This is a genomic window from Luteimonas cucumeris, assembly GCF_007830035.1.
GTDB lineage: Bacteria > Pseudomonadota > Gammaproteobacteria > Xanthomonadales > Xanthomonadaceae > Luteimonas_C > Luteimonas_C cucumeris.
In genome coordinates, this window is the sequence record NZ_VLKN01000002.1 from 294,194 (window position 1) to 310,941 (window position 16,748).

18 protein-coding genes and 1 tRNA gene are annotated in these 16,748 nt (G+C 66.7%); 10 read left to right on the forward strand and 9 right to left on the reverse strand.

The window, feature by feature from the left end; translation table 11 throughout:
- Positions 1-101 precede the first annotated feature (101 nt).
- The 6 genes from pgi to pcnB all read right to left on the reverse strand — a co-directional run bounded on the left by pgi (position 102) and on the right by pcnB (position 5,894).
- Positions 102-1,616 (reverse strand): glucose-6-phosphate isomerase, encoded by a 1,515-nt coding sequence (gene pgi, locus IP90_RS04415; protein ID WP_144898410.1) that lies wholly within the window; start codon positions 1,614-1,616, stop codon positions 102-104.
- A gap of 3 nt (positions 1,617-1,619) precedes the next feature.
- Positions 1,620-2,000 (reverse strand): aspartate 1-decarboxylase, encoded by a 381-nt coding sequence (gene panD, locus IP90_RS04420; RefSeq protein WP_144898411.1) that lies wholly within the window; start codon positions 1,998-2,000, stop codon positions 1,620-1,622.
- 170 nt (positions 2,001-2,170) lie between these two features.
- The gene (gene panC / locus IP90_RS04425; protein ID WP_144898412.1) at positions 2,171-3,022 is read right to left on the reverse strand and encodes a pantoate--beta-alanine ligase; all 852 of its coding nucleotides are present in this window, start codon (positions 3,020-3,022) and stop codon (positions 2,171-2,173) included.
- Positions 3,023-3,147: 125 nt separating this feature from the next.
- Positions 3,148-3,963: a 3-methyl-2-oxobutanoate hydroxymethyltransferase gene (gene panB, locus IP90_RS04430; protein ID WP_144898413.1), complete on the reverse strand. Its 816-nt coding sequence runs from the start codon at positions 3,961-3,963 to the stop codon at positions 3,148-3,150.
- 111 nt (positions 3,964-4,074) lie between these two features.
- On the reverse strand, positions 4,075-4,587 hold the full coding sequence (gene folK, locus IP90_RS04435; protein ID WP_144898414.1) for a 2-amino-4-hydroxy-6-hydroxymethyldihydropteridine diphosphokinase: 513 nt from the start codon (positions 4,585-4,587) through the stop codon (positions 4,075-4,077).
- Complete coding sequence (gene pcnB, locus IP90_RS04440) at positions 4,584-5,894, reverse strand: polynucleotide adenylyltransferase PcnB (RefSeq protein WP_144898415.1); 1,311 nt, start codon at positions 5,892-5,894, stop codon at positions 4,584-4,586. The genes folK and pcnB overlap by 4 nt, the downstream gene beginning before the upstream one ends.
- A 134-nt stretch (positions 5,895-6,028) precedes the next feature.
- On the opposite strand from pcnB, the gene IP90_RS04445 reads away from it, so the two are divergent.
- Both IP90_RS04445 and fdxA read left to right on the forward strand, forming a co-directional pair.
- Positions 6,029-6,104 (forward strand) — tRNA-Glu (locus tag IP90_RS04445).
- Positions 6,105-6,269: 165 nt separating this feature from the next.
- Entirely contained in the window at positions 6,270-6,593 is a 324-nt protein-coding gene (fdxA, locus tag IP90_RS04450; protein WP_144898416.1) for a ferredoxin FdxA, read from the forward strand.
- Positions 6,594-6,681: 88 nt separating this feature from the next.
- Here the strand turns inward: fdxA and IP90_RS04455 are convergent, their stop codons facing one another.
- Both IP90_RS04455 and dapA read right to left on the reverse strand, forming a co-directional pair.
- On the reverse strand, positions 6,682-7,197 hold the full coding sequence (locus tag IP90_RS04455) for a hypothetical protein (RefSeq protein WP_144898417.1): 516 nt from the start codon (positions 7,195-7,197) through the stop codon (positions 6,682-6,684).
- Positions 7,198-7,216: 19 nt separating this feature from the next.
- Entirely contained in the window at positions 7,217-8,119 is a 903-nt protein-coding gene (gene dapA / locus IP90_RS04460) for a 4-hydroxy-tetrahydrodipicolinate synthase (protein ID WP_144898418.1), read from the reverse strand.
- Between the two features lie 132 nt (positions 8,120-8,251).
- On the opposite strand from dapA, the gene IP90_RS04465 reads away from it, so the two are divergent.
- From IP90_RS04465 to IP90_RS04490, 6 genes are all read left to right on the forward strand, one after another.
- The gene (locus tag IP90_RS04465) at positions 8,252-8,854 is read left to right on the forward strand and encodes a glycine cleavage system transcriptional repressor (protein WP_242007498.1); all 603 of its coding nucleotides are present in this window, start codon (positions 8,252-8,254) and stop codon (positions 8,852-8,854) included.
- A 1-nt stretch (position 8,855) separates the two neighbouring features.
- Positions 8,856-9,326 carry a peroxiredoxin gene (locus IP90_RS04470; RefSeq protein WP_144898420.1) on the forward strand — a complete coding sequence of 157 codons (471 nt, stop codon included), beginning with the start codon at positions 8,856-8,858 and terminating at the stop codon, positions 9,324-9,326.
- A gap of 90 nt (positions 9,327-9,416) precedes the next feature.
- On the forward strand, positions 9,417-10,814 hold the full coding sequence (locus tag IP90_RS04475; RefSeq protein ID WP_144898421.1) for a PhoH family protein: 1,398 nt from the start codon (positions 9,417-9,419) through the stop codon (positions 10,812-10,814).
- Positions 10,815-10,818: 4 nt separating this feature from the next.
- Complete coding sequence (locus IP90_RS04480; protein WP_144898422.1) at positions 10,819-11,490, forward strand: YoaK family protein; 672 nt, start codon at positions 10,819-10,821, stop codon at positions 11,488-11,490.
- Positions 11,491-11,544: 54 nt separating this feature from the next.
- On the forward strand, positions 11,545-12,357 hold the full coding sequence (gene thiD / locus IP90_RS04485) for a bifunctional hydroxymethylpyrimidine kinase/phosphomethylpyrimidine kinase (protein ID WP_144898423.1): 813 nt from the start codon (positions 11,545-11,547) through the stop codon (positions 12,355-12,357).
- Entirely contained in the window at positions 12,354-13,220 is an 867-nt protein-coding gene (locus IP90_RS04490; protein WP_144898424.1) for an alpha/beta hydrolase family protein, read from the forward strand. The genes thiD and IP90_RS04490 overlap by 4 nt, the downstream gene beginning before the upstream one ends.
- Here IP90_RS04490 and IP90_RS04495 read toward each other — a convergent pair.
- Positions 13,217-14,068: a hypothetical protein gene (locus IP90_RS04495; RefSeq protein WP_144898425.1), complete on the reverse strand. Its 852-nt coding sequence runs from the start codon at positions 14,066-14,068 to the stop codon at positions 13,217-13,219. The genes IP90_RS04490 and IP90_RS04495 overlap by 4 nt on opposite strands.
- Positions 14,069-14,189: 121 nt before the next feature.
- On the opposite strand from IP90_RS04495, the gene IP90_RS04500 reads away from it, so the two are divergent.
- Positions 14,190-15,059, forward strand: a complete 870-nt coding sequence (locus tag IP90_RS04500; protein ID WP_242007479.1) for a M15 family metallopeptidase — start codon at positions 14,190-14,192, stop codon at positions 15,057-15,059.
- A gap of 236 nt (positions 15,060-15,295) precedes the next feature.
- Positions 15,296-16,729, forward strand: a complete 1,434-nt coding sequence (locus IP90_RS04505; RefSeq protein ID WP_144898426.1) for a hypothetical protein — start codon at positions 15,296-15,298, stop codon at positions 16,727-16,729.
- Positions 16,730-16,748 lie beyond the last annotated feature (19 nt).

Genomic DNA, 16,748 nt, shown 5'->3' on the forward strand with positions numbered 1-16,748 from the left:
AGCGCAGCGAGCTCCGCTCTTCGAAAGCGAAGCAAAGGCACTGGATCCCGCCTTCGCGAGGATGACGGCTTAGAAGCAACGGAAGCCGAGCAAGCTCCGCCCTACAAACCCTGGCTACGGATCTCGGCAAGCAGTCGGTGCGTGACCGGGTCGTCGGCTTCGGCCTCGCCGTTGAGCGCCGGCAGCAGGCGATTGGCGACCTGCTTGCCGAGTTCGACGCCGAACTGGTCGAACGCGTTGATGCCCCACAGCACCGACTGCAGGTACACGCTGTGTTCGTACAGCGCGATCAGCATGCCCAGCGATTGCGGCGTCAGCGCATCGAGCAGGATCATCGTGCTCGGCCGGTTGCCGGCGTAGGCGCGATGGGCATCGTCGCTGGCCAGGCCATTGGCGAGCGCCTCGGTCTGCGCCAGCAGGTTGGCGAGCAGCGCCTTGCGATTGCCGGCATGTGGATCGTCGCCGCGCACCACGCCGATGAAGTCGGCCGGCACGATCTGCGTGCCCTGGTGCAAGGCCTGGAAGAAGCTGTGCTGCGTGTCAGTGCCCGCCCCGCCCCACCACACCGGAACGGTCTGCTCGCGCAGTTCGGCGCCGTCGAGGCGTGCGCTCTTGCCGAGGCTTTCCATCACCAGCTGCTGCAGATAGCTGGGCAGCAGTTTCAGGCGCTCGTCGTACGGGAGCACGGCCTGCGTCGTCGCACCGAGTGCGTTGCGGTTCCAGACCGCGGTCAACGCATGCCACACCGGCAGGTTCCGCGCCGATGTAGCGGTCAGGGCGTGCCGGTCCATCTCAGCGGCACCGGCCAGCAGCGCCTCGAAGGCGTCCATGCCGATCGCCAGTGCGATCGGGAAGCCAACCGCCGACCATAGCGAATAACGGCCACCGACCCAGTCCCACATCGGCAGGATGCGTTCCGGCGCGATGCCGAACGCGTCGGCACGCGGCACGTTGGCGCTGACCGCGTAGACGCGCTCGTCGTTGTCGAGCCAGTCGCGGACGATGGCTCCGTTGAGCAGCGTCTCCTGGGTGCCGAACGTCTTCGAGATCAGGATCGCTGCGGTGTGTTTCGGATCCAGGCCGGCGAGCACGCGCTGCACCGCGCTGCCGTCGACGTTGGAAAGGAAATGGACACGGAAACGCCGCGGCAGCGGCGTCGACAACGCATCAACCACCAGCCGCGGTCCGAGGTCCGATCCACCGATGCCGACGCTGACGATGTCGGTGACATCGGAAGCTTCCAGCGTCTCGACCAGCCCGCGCATCCGTGTGCGCGCCTGCAACGCCTGAGCGTGCGCGTCGCCCGCCACGGCGTTGCCGGAAGGGTCGCCGCGCAACGCCGTGTGCAGGGCAGCCCGGCCCTCGGTGGCGTTGACCGGCATGCCGGCGAACAATTTCCTCAGCGCGCCTTCCAGGTCGGCGGCATCGGCGAAAGCGAACAGGCATTCCAGCGCCTCGCGGTCGTAACGTTGGCGCGCGAAGTTCGCGTACAGCGGACCGACTCGCAGCGCCAGGTCGCGCGGACGGGCAGGGTCCTCGGCTGCCATTCGCGACAGCGGCGTGTCTTCCAGCCGTGCCGCATGCGCGCGCAGGCGATCGAAGTGGCCGCCGGCCACGCGTCAGGCCGCCTGCGCGGGTATGGAAGTGTTGGTGTGGGTCAACCGGTTGTCGCGGTCGACGTAGACCAGGGTCGGCTTGAACGCGGCCGCTTCGGCTTCGCTGCAGGCCCCGTACGCACAGATGATCACCAGGTCGCCCGGCTGCGCCTTGTGCGCGGCGGCGCCGTTGACCGAGATCATGCCGCTGCCCTCCTCGCCGCGGATCGCGTAGGTCGCGAAACGCTCGCCGTTGTTGATGTTGTAGATCTCGATCCGCTCGTATTCACGGATGCCCGAAATATCGAGCAGGCGGCCATCGATCGCGCACGAGCCTTCGTAATGCAGTTCGGCGTGGGTGATGGTGGCGCGGTGGATCTTGGCTTTAAGCAGGGTCAGTTGCATGGCGAGGCTCGGCCGGATTCGGAGGGCGACAGCCCGATTGGCGGAGTATAGGGTCGATTTTCCGCACTGCAACAAAACGTTGCCGCGGATTCAGGGCACGGATGCCGCGATCCGCCGTCGCCCGTGTTCACATGTTTGTTTCGCCGCCGGGCGCCGCCAACGAGGATATTTCAGACCCTGTCGAACTCGAGATTGTCGATCAGCCGGGTCCGTCCCAGCCGCGCCGCGACCAGGGCGACGAAAGGTCCGGTGTCACCTGCATCCGGCTCTGCCAGCTCTGCCGTGCGCACGACGGCGTAATCCACGGCGAAACCGGCGTCCTGCAGCTGTACCGCGGCATTGCGTTCGACCTCCGCACGCGGCCGGCCGGATTGGATCCCGTCCCGCATCGCCAGCAACGTGCGATGGATCGACGCGGCGGCGGGTCGCTCCACGGCCGACAGATACTGGTTGCGGGAGCTCATCGCCAGACCGTCCGACTCGCGCCTGGTCGGTGCCGCGACCAGCTCGATCGGGAACGCCAGATCGCGTACCAGGTAACGGATCACCGCGAATTGCTGATAGTCCTTGCGACCGAACACGGCCACGTCGGGCTGCACCTGGTTGAACAGTCGCGCCACGACCGTGGCGACGCCATCGAAATGGCCGGGGCGATGCGCGCCTTCGAGCATGTCGGTCACGCCCGGCACGCGGATGCCGACGGCGTGTTCCGCGCCATGGGGATACATGGTATCGACCGACGGCAGCCACATCACGTCGCAGCCGCTGGCTTCCAGTCCAGCCGCATCGGCATCCGGCGTGCGCGGGTAGCGCGCGAAATCCTCGTTGGGGCCGAACTGCGTCGGATTGACGAACACGCTGGCAACGACACGATCGGCATGTTGGCGCGCCAGTGCGACCAGCGAGTGATGGCCGGCATGCAGGTTGCCCATGGTGGGCACCAGCGCGATCCGCTGGCCGGCATGTTTCCACTCGCCGATGCGCGCTCGCAGCGCATCCAGTTCATTGATGATTTCGATCATGGGTGCCTGTGGAAGATGCCATTGAGCAGGATCAACTCCGCAAACGCGGATCCGGGAACAAATGGCGCCGTATCGCTTCCTCCGGATTCTATCCGCGCACAATGCCCACGTTTCCCGGGATGCCGTCAGGCGTAGGAATGTTCGGCATCCGGGAAACTGCCATCGTGCACGGCGGCGACATAGGCGCGTACCGCGCCGGCGACGGAGCCGCCTTCGGCCAGAAAATCCTTGACGAAACGCGGCCGGCGATGGCCGCTGTCCAGGCCGAGGAAATCGTGCAGCACCAGTACCTGCCCGTCGCAGTCCGGACCGGCGCCGATACCGATGGTCGGTATCGAAACCGCGCCGGTAATCGCCGCCGCCAGCGGTGACGGCACGCACTCCAGCACCAGCAACTGCGCCCCGGCCGCAGCGACGGCCTGCGCGTCCTCGCGCAACTGGCGAGCCGCGACTTCCTCGCGTCCCTGCACCTTGTAGCCACCGAAGCGCAGCACCGATTGCGGGGTGAGGCCTAGATGCGCACAGACGGGAATTTCGCGTTCGACCAGGAAGCGGACTGCCTCCAGCTTGTGCGGGCCGGCGCCTTCGAGCTTGACCATCTGCGCACCGGCCTGCAACAGGCGCGTGGCCGCATCGAGCGCCCGTTGCGACGTCGCGTCGGCCTGGAACGGCAGGTCGGCGACCAGCAATGCGCGCGACAACCCGCGCGCGACATTGGCGGTGTGATAGACGATGTCGTCGACGGTCACCGGCAACGTCGATGCATGCCCCTGCACTACCATGCCGAGCGAGTCTCCGACCAGGATCAGGTCGACGCCATTGGCATCGAACGCGCGCGCGAAGCCGGTGTCGTAGGCGGTGAGCATCGCCAGTTTCTGGCCGGCCTGCTTGGCGGCGGCGAGGCCGGGAATGGTCCAGGGTTTGTTGTCGGGCGCGGCCATGTTTTCCTCGGCTTTTCCACGAATCGGGGTCGATGCCAACGTACATTCGCGAGCATCGAAGGATAACGCTTTTGTCCGGCACGGCTTCCCGCGCGAACCAAACCGTCTCCGCTACTGCAAAGGCCGGATGCCGTCGTCGGCGAGCGCTTCCAGCGCCGCCGCCGCAGGGCCGACGCCGGGAATGATCGCGTCCGGCGCGATCTCGACCAGCGGCCGCAGCACGAATGCGCGCAAGTGCATCTGCGGATGCGGTACGTGCAGGCCGGGCTGATCGGTCACCGCATCGCCATACAGCAGCAGGTCCAGGTCCAGCGTGCGCGGCCCCCAGCGCTGGCCGTCCTCACGCACGCGGCCATGCCGGCACTCGATGGCCAGCAGATGCTCCAGCAAGGACTGCGGCGCGAGCCGGGTGTCCAGCATCGCCACTGCATTGATGAAATCGGGCTGACGCTCCATACCCCACGCCGGAGTGCGATACAGCTGCGACGCGCGCAGCAGGCGCGTGCCGGGCAAGGCGGCCAATTCGTCGAACGCCGCGCGCAGCGTCGCCGCGGCGTCGCCGATGTTGCCACCGAGGCCGACGAAGCAGGTCCCCGGCGGTGGCGGCGAGCCGGTTGCGCTCACCCGCTGGCGGCGGGACTGCGCCGACGGCGACGACGACGCTTGCGTGGTGTGCCGTCGCCTTCGAACGCGGGCTCATCCTCGCCCGAAGGCTCGCCGGCTTCCGCCTGTGCCTGGCGCCAGAACGCGACGTCCTCGGCATGCTCGTCCGAAGCGCTCAGGCGCAGCACCAGGAAATCGTAGGCGGCGCGGAACTGCGGATGACCGAGCAATCGCGGCACGCGCTTGCGCTGCGCGAAACGCGACTGCAACAGCCAGATTTCCTGCATCGGCAGCGAGAAGCGTCGCGGCAATGCGATCGTCGATGCCTGGTGCAGGGTCACGCGATCCGCCGCGCGACGCTGCGCCTCGGCAGCATGCACGCCCTGCGCCTGCAGCGCCATCAACGCGCGGCAATAGGCCGGCCATAACAGCACTGCGAACAGGAACGCTGGCGACACCGGTTCGTCCTCGGCCACGCGCTTGTCGGTGGCGCGCAGGCCCTGCAGCAACATGCGCCGCAATGCGCCGCTGCGGTTGGCAGTCAACGCGGCGGCGCTTTCAGGGAACAGCGCCGGCAGCAGGCCATGGCGCTCCAGGCCTTCGAAACCGGCAGCGGCATGGCCGGACAGGAACAGCTTGAGACATTCCTCGAACAGTCGCGCCGGCGCGGCTTGGGCCAGCAAGGGCGCCAGTTCGGCGATCGGCGCGGCGGTGGCCGCGTCGATGCTGAACTCGAGCTTGGCCGCCAGCCGGATCGCGCGCAGCATCCGTACCGGATCCTCGCGGTAGCGCTCGACGGGATCGCCGATCAGCTTGAGCACGCGCGCCTGCACATCCTCGTAGCCGCCGACGTAGTCGCGCACCGAGAAATCCTCGATCGCGTAATACAGCGCGTTGGCGGTGAAGTCGCGACGCACCGCATCGTCCTCGATGCTGCCGTAGACGTTGTCGCGCACCAGCCGGCCCTCGGCCAGCTCGCGGTCGCCGCTGCCGTCGTCGATGTTGGCGCGAAAGGTCGCGACTTCGATGATCTCGCGGCCGAACACCACGTGCGCCAGACGGAAGCGCCGGCCGATCAGGCGGCAGTTGCGGAACTGCTGCTTGACCTGCTCAGGAGTAGCGTCGGTGGCGACGTCGAAGTCCTTGGGATGGCCGCCGACCAGCAGGTCGCGCACCGCGCCGCCGACCAGATAGGCTGCGAAGCCCGCGTCGCGCAGCCGGTACAGCACGCGCAGCGCGTTCGGACTGATGTCCTTGCGCGAAATGGAATGCTGGTCGCGGGGGATGATCCGCAGCGAGGTCGGGATTGGCTGGAGTTGGGTCGGCATCAGGCAGGAAGGGACTCGGGTCCGGCAGTTGCCCTAGTCGGCATCCGCTCGCTTGCTATACTAGCAAGCTGAGCCGCCCGTCCGGGTGGCCCGCCGGCCGTCCAGCCGGGGCACGCCGCAATGCGAGCCACATCGCTCCCTTCGTCTAGAGGCCCAGGACGTGGCCCTCTCAAGGCTAAAACACGGGTTCGAATCCCGTAGGGAGCGCCATATCCGAAGCCCGCGCAACAGCATGCGGGCTTTTTTTTCGCCGTCATTCCGGGCGATGCGAACAGCTTTGCGTCCACATGGCGGCAGGAACAGGCGATCTCGCTTCGCCCGGAATGACAGCGGGCGCTAGACTATGCACGCCTGTCCGTCGCATCGACTCTCGCCATGCCCTTCGTCGTCACCGAAAACTGCATCAAGTGCAAATACACCGACTGCGTGGAGGTGTGTCCGGTCGACTGCTTCCACGAAGGCCCGAACTTCCTGGTGATCGATCCGGACGAATGCATCGACTGCACGTTGTGCGAGCCGGAATGCCCGATCAATGCGATCTATCCGGAGGACGACGTGCCCGCCGGGCAGGAACAGTTTGTCGCCCTCAATGCCGAGCTCTCGAAGGCCTGGCCGGTGATCACCACGCGCAAGGACGGCCTGCCCGACGCCAAGGACTGGGAAGGCAAGCCGGACAAGTTGCCGCTGCTGGAAAAGTAATCCGGCCGTAATCGGTCAGCCATCGCCAGCTGGCAACAGAACGGGCGCCTTGGCGCCCGTTCCAGTCTTCATCGTTTTTTTGTGGCGCTCAGCCGCTCAACCCGGCCTTCAATGCCGCCATCAGCTTGGCCGGGGCTGGACCGGTCGCCGGCAGACCGCGCGGGTCGACCGCGGACACATAGGCGCCATCGCCGGACTGCGCCACGCGCACCAGGAACTTGCTGCCTTCGAAATCGACATCGTAGGTGCCCAGCAACTGTGCCTTGCTGACGACGGTCACGCCACTGGTCGCCGCCAGCACTTCGCCGATCCTGGCGAATACCTCGTCGCGCGTGCCGGCGGTGGCGAAGCCGACCGGCGAAGCGGTGTTGGCGCTGCCACGCTGCGCGGCCACCTGCGAGGCGGTCACGCTGGCCGGCAGGTTCATCGCCGCTTCGGTGTTGGGGCGATCGAGGTCCGGCGGGATTTCCAGCGGCCGGCTTTCGGCGCTCTGCTTGTAGATTTCGTTGTCCTTGCGGAACCAACTGCAACCGGAGGCGCCGACGATGGCCACCGCCAGCAAGGCGACGGCAACGTTACGGGAAGGAACGGACAGATGGCGCATCGGATATCTCCTGCTGGGGTCAGGCCGCGAGTGTGTCGCGGCAGGCGTTTTCTAGATCGAGGATGGCGGCGACCTGGTGTTCTACGGCGCCCGCGTGCACCGGCGACAGCGACTGCAGCGGCAACCGCAGGCCATAGCCGAGGCCGAGGCGCTGCAGCAACGCCTTCAAGGGAATCGGATTCGGCTCAACGCCGAGGAAATCGTAGATCTCGCGCATCCGCGCATCCCAGTCCTGCGCGGCGGCATCGCCTTTGCGGGCCAGCTCGCACAGGCGGCGGAATGCATGCGGCAATACGTTCGAGGCCACCGAGATCACGCCGTCCGCACCGGCCAGCATCGCGCGGCAGGCGGTCGCATCGTCGCCGCTGAGCACGGAAAAACCGTCGCGGCGCAATGCGAGCCAGGCGGACATGCGCTCGGGTTCGCTGCGCGCTTCCTTGATGCCGACGATGCGCTCGTGCGCAACCAGCCGGGCTGCGGTTTCCGGCAACAGGTCGCAACCGGTCCGCGTGGGCACGTTGTACATCACCACGGGCAACGCGCCATCGTCGGCGATCGCGCGGTAATGCGCGTCCAGCCCCGCCTGGGTGGGGCGCACGTACGGCGGCGTGACGACGAGGGCGGCATCGGCGCCGGAAGCGGCGGCGCGACGGGTCTGTTCGATGGTCTTGGCGGTATTGGAATGACCGGTTCCGGCCAGCACCGGAATGCGTCCGGCGATGACGTCCACGGCACTGCGCAGCAACGCGTCGTATTCCGCATCGAGCAGCGCCGCCGCTTCGCCGGTGGAACCGGCCACTACGACGGCCTGGGTACGGCCCTCCAGCTGCGTCTGCAGCAGGCGACGCCAGGCATCCAGGTCGATTTCGCCCGACACCGTGAACGGTGTGGCCAACGCGGTGATGCTGCCTGAAAGTCGCAAGCGGGAATGCTCTTGGTGGATGGCCTGGACGCGGATGCGCAGGCTCGGGATCGTGGAAGATCGCACGAATGTTACTTGCGGCTTCAAAGCAGGGGCAAGTATGCTGGCAACGGCTTCCGGCCCGATACCGGGCTGCCGTTCATATCACTCGCTGCCGCGGACGCCGCCTTGACCGATTCCGACACCGCTCCACGGCCCTCGCCGAACGAGAATTACCTGCTGATCAACGCCTATACGACGCACCCGCAGTCACCACTGCTGGGTGTGACGCGGCGCATCGCCGACAGCGGTTGCAACCTCGTCGACACGCGCCTGAGCACCGTCGGCCGGGATGTGTCGGTGACCGCGCTGGCGGTCGGTTCCTGGGACGCGGTGGCCAAGCTCGAAGCGATGCTGACCCGGCTCGAGCGCGAGGAAGGCCTGAAGCTGGTCTGGTACCGCACTGGTCCCAAGCCGATCCAGTCCAACCTGCTGCCGTACGTGGTCGAAGTGGTGGCCTCGGACAAGCCCGGCATCCTGTTCCAGCTGGCCGATTTCTTCGATCGCCAGGGCATCACCATCGAGAGCCTGCATTGTTCGCGCTATCGCGCCATGCAGACCGGCGCCGACATGTTCTCGGCGCAACTGACCATCGGCGTGCCCGCCGACATGCACATCGCCGCGCTGCGCGACGATTTCCTCGAGTTCTGCGACCATCTCAACCTGGACGCGATCATGGATCCGATGAAGTTCTGACATGCTCGATACCGGCGACAAGGTTCCGAAACTGCCGCTGGCGCTGTCCAGCGGAATCACCGCGAACACGTCCGACCATGCCGGCCATTGGCTGGTCCTGTATTTCTATCCGAAGGATTCGACGCCCGGCTGCACCACCGAGGGCCTCGAGTTCAACGCGCTGTTGCCGAAGTTCACCAAGCTCGACGCCACCGTGCTCGGCGTGTCGCGCGATTCGATCAAGTCGCACCAGAATTTCTGCGACAAGCAGGGCTTCCGCTTCGACCTGGTCAGCGACGCCGATGAGACGCTCGGCAATGCGTTCGGCGTGATCAAGCCGAAAAAGCTCTATGGCCGCGAGTACATCGGCATCGAGCGCAGCACCTTCCTGATCGACCCGAAGGGCCGCATCGCGCAGTCCTGGCGCGGCGTCCGCGTCGCCGGACATGCATATGAAGTGCTGCAGGCCCTGAAGGCAGCCCAGGCACAGTGACGCAACATTCCCGCCCCATGCTCCACTGCCCCGCCGCGCGGGCCGCGGTGGCCCGCTCCTGCCCGTTCGCCCACCACCCAGGATGACCCGATGACGAAAGGAAAGCGGATCTACGTGCTCGACACCAACGTCCTGATGCACGATCCGACCGCGCTGTTCAAATTCGAGGAGCACGATGTCTTCCTTCCGATGCAGGTCATCGAGGAATTGGACAACGGCAAGAAGGGCACGTCGGAAGCCAGCCGCAACGCGCGTCAGGTCAGCCGCTTCCTCAACGAACTGATCGAGAGCCAGGGCACCGACAAGATCGCCACCGGCATCACCCTGCTGCGCCCGCAGGGGCTGCAGCTGCGTGGCGAGCAGAGCATCGGCAAGCTCCGCTTCCAGACCAGGGCCTTCGATGCCGGCAAGCGCTTCGGCGCGGTGATCCCGGACAACCACATCCTCGGCGCGATCCTGACGCTGCGCGAGGAGGAGCCCGGCGTGCCGGTGGTGTTCGTGTCCAAGGACATCAACCTGCGGATCAAGGCGGCGATCGCCGGCATCGTGTCGGAGGATTACGAGAACGATCGCGCGCTGGACGATTTCAGCCTGCTGTACACCGGTGCGACCGCGCTGCCGGAGGATTTCTGGCAGCGCCACGGCAACGACCTCAAGTCGTGGACCGAGAAGGGCCGCACCTATTACGAACTCAAGCGCAGCAAAGACGACGACTGGTATCCGAACCAGTTCCTGTACCTGCCCGGCGACGAAGATGCCGAGATGCGCGTGGCCAGGGTCGACGACGACAAGGTCACGCTGCAGATCGTCGACGACTACCGCGGCAATCAGCATGCGGTGTGGGGCATCACCGCGCGCAACCGTGAGCAGAACTTTGCGCTCAATGCGCTGATGGACCCGGAAATCGACTTCGTCACCCTGCTCGGCACCGCCGGTACCGGCAAGACGCTGCTGGCGCTCGCCGCAGGGCTGGCGCAGACCATGGACCAACAGCGCTATCGCGAGATCATCATGACCCGCGCCACGGTCAGCGTCGGCGAAGACATCGGCTTCCTGCCGGGCACCGAAGAAGAAAAGATGACGCCGTGGATGGGCGCGTTGACCGACAACCTGGAAGTGCTCACCCACAACCAGGAAGGCGGCAGTTGGGGCCGCGCGGCGACCAACGACCTGCTCGCCTCGCGCATCAAGATCCGCTCGCTCAACTTCATGCGCGGCCGTACCTTCCTCAACCGCTGGCTGATCCTGGACGAGGCGCAGAACCTGACGCCGAAACAGATGAAGACGCTGGTCACCCGCGCCGGCCCCGGCACCAAGATCGTCTGCCTCGGCAACGTCGAGCAGATCGATACGCCGTACCTGACCGAAACGACTTCGGGCCTGACCTACGCGGTCGATCGCTTCAAAGGCTGGGCGCACAGCGCGCATGTCACCCTGCGTCGCGGCGAGCGTTCACGACTGGCCGATTACGCGTCGGAAGTGCTGTAGGACGATGACCGAGCGGCTCGCGACGTGGGTCTGGGTCGGTGGAGCGGCACTGGCCTGCGTCGCCGGCATCATCAACGTGGTCGGCTTCCTCGGATTCCAGCAACAGGCCATCACCCACCTCACCGGCAACACCTCACTACTGGGTGCTGCGCTGGTGGGCGGCGACATGCGCGCCGTGCTGCATCTGGGCGCGATGATTGCAGCCTTCGTTGGTGGTGCGGCTCTGAGCGGACTGATCGTCCAGGACAGCACGCTACGGCTGGGACGTCGCTACGGCGTCGCGCTGACGATCGAGTCGTTGCTGTTGCTGGCCGCCGTGCCCCTGTTCCGTCAACAGCACCTGGGTGGCCCAGTGCTCGCCGCCATCGCCTGCGGCCTGCAGAATGCCATGGCGACGACCTACAGCGGCGCCATCGTGCGCACTTCGCATGTCAGCGGCATGTTCACCGACCTCGGCATCATGCTCGGGCACGCCGTGCGTGGCATGCCGCTGGCGCGGCGACGGCTCGCGCTGTGCACGTTGATCATCTCGTTCTTCTTCAGCGGCGGCCTGCTCGGTGCCGCGCTGTTCGCACGGATCGGCTACGCCACGCTGTACCTGCCCGCCGCGTTGACCGGTTGCGTCGGCCTGGGATATTTCGCGTATCGGCAAACACATCTGCGTCCGTCGGTTTGAGGCCACCTGCCGGCGATCGTGTCGACGCAGGATGATTTACGCGACAATGTCGCCATGGCGTCTGCCCTCCGCCCCCGCTGCGCATTGACTATCGCCGGCTCCGATTCCGGCGGCGGCGCCGGCATCCAGGCAGATCTGAAGACCTTCGCCGCGCATGGCGTGCACGGGCTGAGCGCGATCGCGGCACTGACCGCGCAGCACACGCAGGGCGTGACCGCGGTGCAGGTGCCGCCTCTGGATTTCCTGCGCGCGCAGATCGACGCCTGCTTCGATGATTTCAACATCGGTGCGGTCAAGCTGGGAATGCTGGCCAATGCCGGCGTCATCGCCACCGTCGCCGATGCGCTGCGGGCCCGGCAAGCGCCGTTCGTGGTCGTCGATCCGGTGATGGTCGCCACTTCCGGCGCACGGCTGCTGGAGCCGGAGGCGCTTGATGCCCTGCGCACGCGCCTGCTGCCGAAGGCCTCGATCCTCACTCCCAACCTGCCGGAAGCGGAACTGCTGCTCGGCCATCCGATCGCCGATCGCGAAGCGATGCATCGCGCCAGCCGCGAACTGCTCGCGCTGGGCGTGAGCGCAGTGCTGCTGAAGGGCGGGCATCTGGATGACGATGGCGACGTCGTCGACATCTATGCCGACGCCGACAGTTGCAGGGAAATCGCGCATCCCCGCCTGTCCGTCGATGCGCATGGCACCGGCTGCACGCTTGCGTCTGCGATTGCCGCCAATCTGTGCCTTGGCGTGCCGCTGCCCGAAGCCTGCATCGCCGCGACCGATTACGTGCACCGTGCGCTGCGCCAGGGCTATCGGCCGGGGCGCGGCGACGTGGTCGTACTCGATCACTTCGGCGCCGCGGCGATCCGATGACGTCAGTCGTGTCGCACGACATACCCGTCGCAACCGAGGACGGCCATCGATACCGGCTGCTTGCCTGCATTCCGGCGCAGTCCCGTGCTGCGCTGCTGTGGTTGCCGGCGCTGGGCGTCGCTGCGAAACATTACCTGCCGTTCGCCGAGGCACTGGCGTCGCGCGGCATCGCGGTGTTCCTGCACGAATGGCGTGGCAACGGATCGAGCAGCCTGCGCGCCGGCCGCGAACACGACTGGGGTTATCGCGAACTGCTGTTGCAGGACCTGCCGGCAAGCGAGCGGGCCATGGCAAACCGGCTGCCGCAGGGCTTGCGCATCATCGGCGGCCACAGCCTGGGCGGGCAACTGGCGTGCTGCAGGCTCGGCATGGCGCCCGACATCGCGCAGTCGCTTTGGCTGGTAGCCAGTGGTGCGCCGTACTGGCGTGCCTTCCCGACACCCACCCGCTACTGGCTGCCGCTGGCCTATCGTTTCCTGCCATGGCTGGCACGCGTGCGCGGCGCCCTGCCCGGCCGCCTGGTCGGTTTCGGCGGCAACGAGGCGCGCAGCGTGATCGGGGACTGGGCGCGCAGCGCACTCAGTGGCCGCTATGCCGGAGTCGGTATCGATGTCGATCTGGAAGCCGCGATGTCACGAGTGCAGGTGCCGGTGCAGGCGCTGGTGTTCGCCGACGATTGGCTGGCGCCGGCTTCTTCGTTGTGCTTCCTGCTTTCCAAGCTGCCACGCTCGGCCGCCAACATCGAACTTGTCGACGCAAGGACTCTGGCCACGACGGTCGATCATTTCGCCTGGATGAAGCAGCCGGATGTGGTCGCAGCCCGGCTCGCCAGCACGGATGCGCCGGCAACGGTATCGAATTAGTCCGGACAGGCGCGATCCAGGCCACGGAACCGGCTGCACACCTTTTCCCGACATCGCAGCCCGGCGCGGGTATTGGCGCGCGGGCATCGTCGCATGGCGACCTGCACGGTTTCGGTGCGCGTCGCCACGACTTCCGCCGACGCCACGGCCTCGCCGTCGTTGATCTGCTTTACCAGCACATCCATCGCGCTGCTATCGCGCGCGGCGGGCAATGCCTCCACCGTCTTCGCCGCAGGCTGCGGTGGCGGCAGGCTGCGCGCCGCCGAGGCGGTGACCTGGTCCTGTTCGATGTTGTTCAACAGCGAGGCCATCAATGGCGCTTCGCGACTGGGCGCCATGCGCTTCCTGTCGGCAGTCTGCGCATGCTTGCGTGTCGCCGCCCTGGCAACGGATGGCTTGGCTGACCTGGCGGCGACAACAGGTGCGGCCTTGGTACTGGCTTGCATTCGCGGACCTGGGGTCGGCGGCAGCGGAAACTCGCTCGTTCCGTCTGCCTGCTCCGACAAGGAATCGAAAGGCTCGAGCATGGCCGCATCATCGGCATCGGTCAGCAATGGCGATCGGACAATGTCGTCCACAGGTGACACCACGGGGACCGCGGCGTTGACCGGTTCGTCGACCCGTCCAGGCGAAATCAGGAAGTGGTAGCCGGCCAGGGCAGCAATCGCAAGCGCACCCAGCACCAGCCATGAGGAGCGACGCCGTCCATCTACGTCAGTGCACGTCCTGCGACGACCACCGCCTTCCATGTCAGCCAGGATCCGTGCGCCGGTCGCGGTAGAAGCGGTCTTGCCACCGGTTCCCGACAGCAGGCTCGGGCGAGCCGGCTTGACATCCTTGGCATCCAACGGTGGACTCCTTGTCCGATCCGGCCACGCCGGCTCACGCTCGTCCGCATTCTAACCAACGCCGGTCGGTCGTCAATTCGAGAGTCTTGCACAGGGAGTGCTGGCGGTGGTCGCAATCTGTATGGCGGTTTTTTTCACGACCGTGGCGCTGCTGGCGTGGCTGATCTTCTTCCCGGTCGCGCGCACGAGGATCGGAGGCTGGTGCGCGCGTAACCATCATGCAGTCGTCGCTGGCCTGTCGCGCATCGCGACGCGCGCCGCCAGCCAGGCCAACGGCTCGTCGGCGATGGTGCTTCATGCCGGTGGCGCACTCGGGCAACGTCTGTACCGGCAGCGCTATCTGCTGCTCGGCACGCTGTTGCTGACCGGCCTGCCGTCATGGCTGATCCTGCACTTCCGCCAGCAGGTCGCGCTGGATGGTTTCGATCCGCCCGAAGTGGCAGCAGCCAGCACGCAGATCATCGAACTGATGCGCGGCGAGCGGCTGGTACCGCCACCGCCGCTGCCGCCGGAGGTGTTCGTCGTCGCCCAAGCGACGCGCGCACAGCTGGGCGCGCAGGCCGTCATCCCGGAAAAGATCGCCAGCGCCGATCGTCGCTGGAACCTGATCGATCCCGACCTGCAGCAACGCGTGTTGGCGATCTACCGGATCATGCGCGAACAGCATGGCTACGAAATGGCGCTGGTCGAAGGCTATCGCAGCCCCGAACGGCAGGCCGAACTGGCACGCGAAGGCAAGGCCACGCGCGCCGGTCCCGGCCAGAGTTGCCACCAGTACGGCCTGGCGGTGGACAGCGCGCCGCTGCGCGACGGCAAGCTGCAATGGGACATGGCCGATCCCTGGACACGGCGGGGTTATGCGCTATACGGGCAACTGGCCCAGCAGGCCGGACTGCGCTGGGGCGGCACGTGGAAGAAGCTGAAGGACTACGTGCACGTCGAAACGGAACACGCCTGTCGTAACGCCCGACGCGCCGCAGGCAGGCTCTGAATCGGCAAGGGATGAAAAAAGCCGGGTTGTCCTGCTATCGTCGGCACCGGCGCCGGCTTCGATAGTTGCGGCAGGCGCCACCGGTCACCGGAGGACGACGGGCCTTGCGATCATCGCGGCCGTCGGGCGGGACCGGGGCTGTGGCCTGGAACGGCGGCAGTCGTGAGAAGGGATTGATCGGCGACACGGACAGTTGCGAAAGGGAGTTCGGCAAGCGTGACTCAGGGAATGAGGCTATGAAGGCGTCGCGCATCCTGCGCAAGGTCCTGCTGCTGGCACTGGTCGTCGGGCTGATGTGGTGCCTGGTGGTGCTCTACTGGCGCGCGACCGACGCGCATCCTTCCGCAAGCGATCTGGCGCTGTATCTGGGCGCGATGCCATTGGGCCTGATCGGCGCTTACTGGCTGCTGCGCAGCGGTATCGACCGACTCGGAACCGCGCCGACCCAGGTCGCGACCACGTCCGCGGATGACCCGCGAGCGACACCAGTCGCCGACGAAGACGTCTCCGATGTCGTAGTTCAGTTGCTCGCGAGCGCCGTAAGGACGGCAGCTGGCGACAGCGCAGGAGAGATCGCCGCGGCGCTTGCCGAACCCAAGCGACCCGCACTGCACGCGCAGCTGAAGGACCACACCGGATTGCCGGTGCTGGCGGCGCAGGTCGAAGGCCTCGACACCGATGCCATGGCCGAAATACTCGACGCCCTCGGCGGCGCATCGTTTCCCGAGGAACGCCTGCGTGCGCTGACACTGCTCGATCCCGTCGCCGGGGAATTGCTGCTGACGGCGCTGGAGATCCTGCCGACCGCCGACAAAACCGCTTCATTGCGCGAGCGCGTGGCCGCAGCGGCGCGGCTGCGCGTACAACTGCTGCTGCCTGCCGACTGGCCGCAGTCCGCCAGGCAAAGCGCCACCGATTGGCTGCAGGAAAAGGCCGTGGCGGCCGGGCTCGACAGCGCGGCATTCACCATCGACTGCGTGCCGCTCGCGACCACCGCCGAAGCATGGCAGATCCTCGACGCCATCGAGCGCGACCCACAGGACGGATCCAGTCACGACATCCATTTGCTGCTGGCCGCTGAGTCGTATGTCGGCCAGTCGTGCATCGCGCGGCTGGCCGCGCAAGGCCGCCTGGCCAGCGCCGGGCGGCAGGAAGGCCTGGTCCCCGGCGAAGCCGCCGCCGGCGTGCTGCTCTCGATCACCCACAAAGGCACCGATTTCCACGGGACCACACTGTCGTCGCCGCAACTGCATCGCATCGCATCGCAACGTCGCCAGGGCCATGCGCCGCACGCCCGGACCACAACCCTGCAACTGCATGCCTTGCTGCGGCAATCGCTGGCGAGCAGCCGGCGGCCGGCAGAGAAGATCGCGGCGGTGATCAGCGATGCCGATCATCGTCCCAGCCGCTCGGTGGAGATCGCAGGGACCGTCTCCGGACTGTTCCCGGAGCTGGACCCGATACGCCAATGCCTGAGCCTGGGCGTGGCCTGCGGCCATGGCGGACTCGCCACGCCGCTGGCGCTGCTGGCCATCGCGAGCGCGCACGCGATCGACGATGCCGCGGACGTGATGGTGGTGGGCCTCGGCGACGACCTGCTCGCCGCGCTGGTCGTAACACCCGCACCTGAACCATCGACAGCAGCCGCGCAGATCGCGGCTGTCGTCTGAACAACGACGGATCGACAAG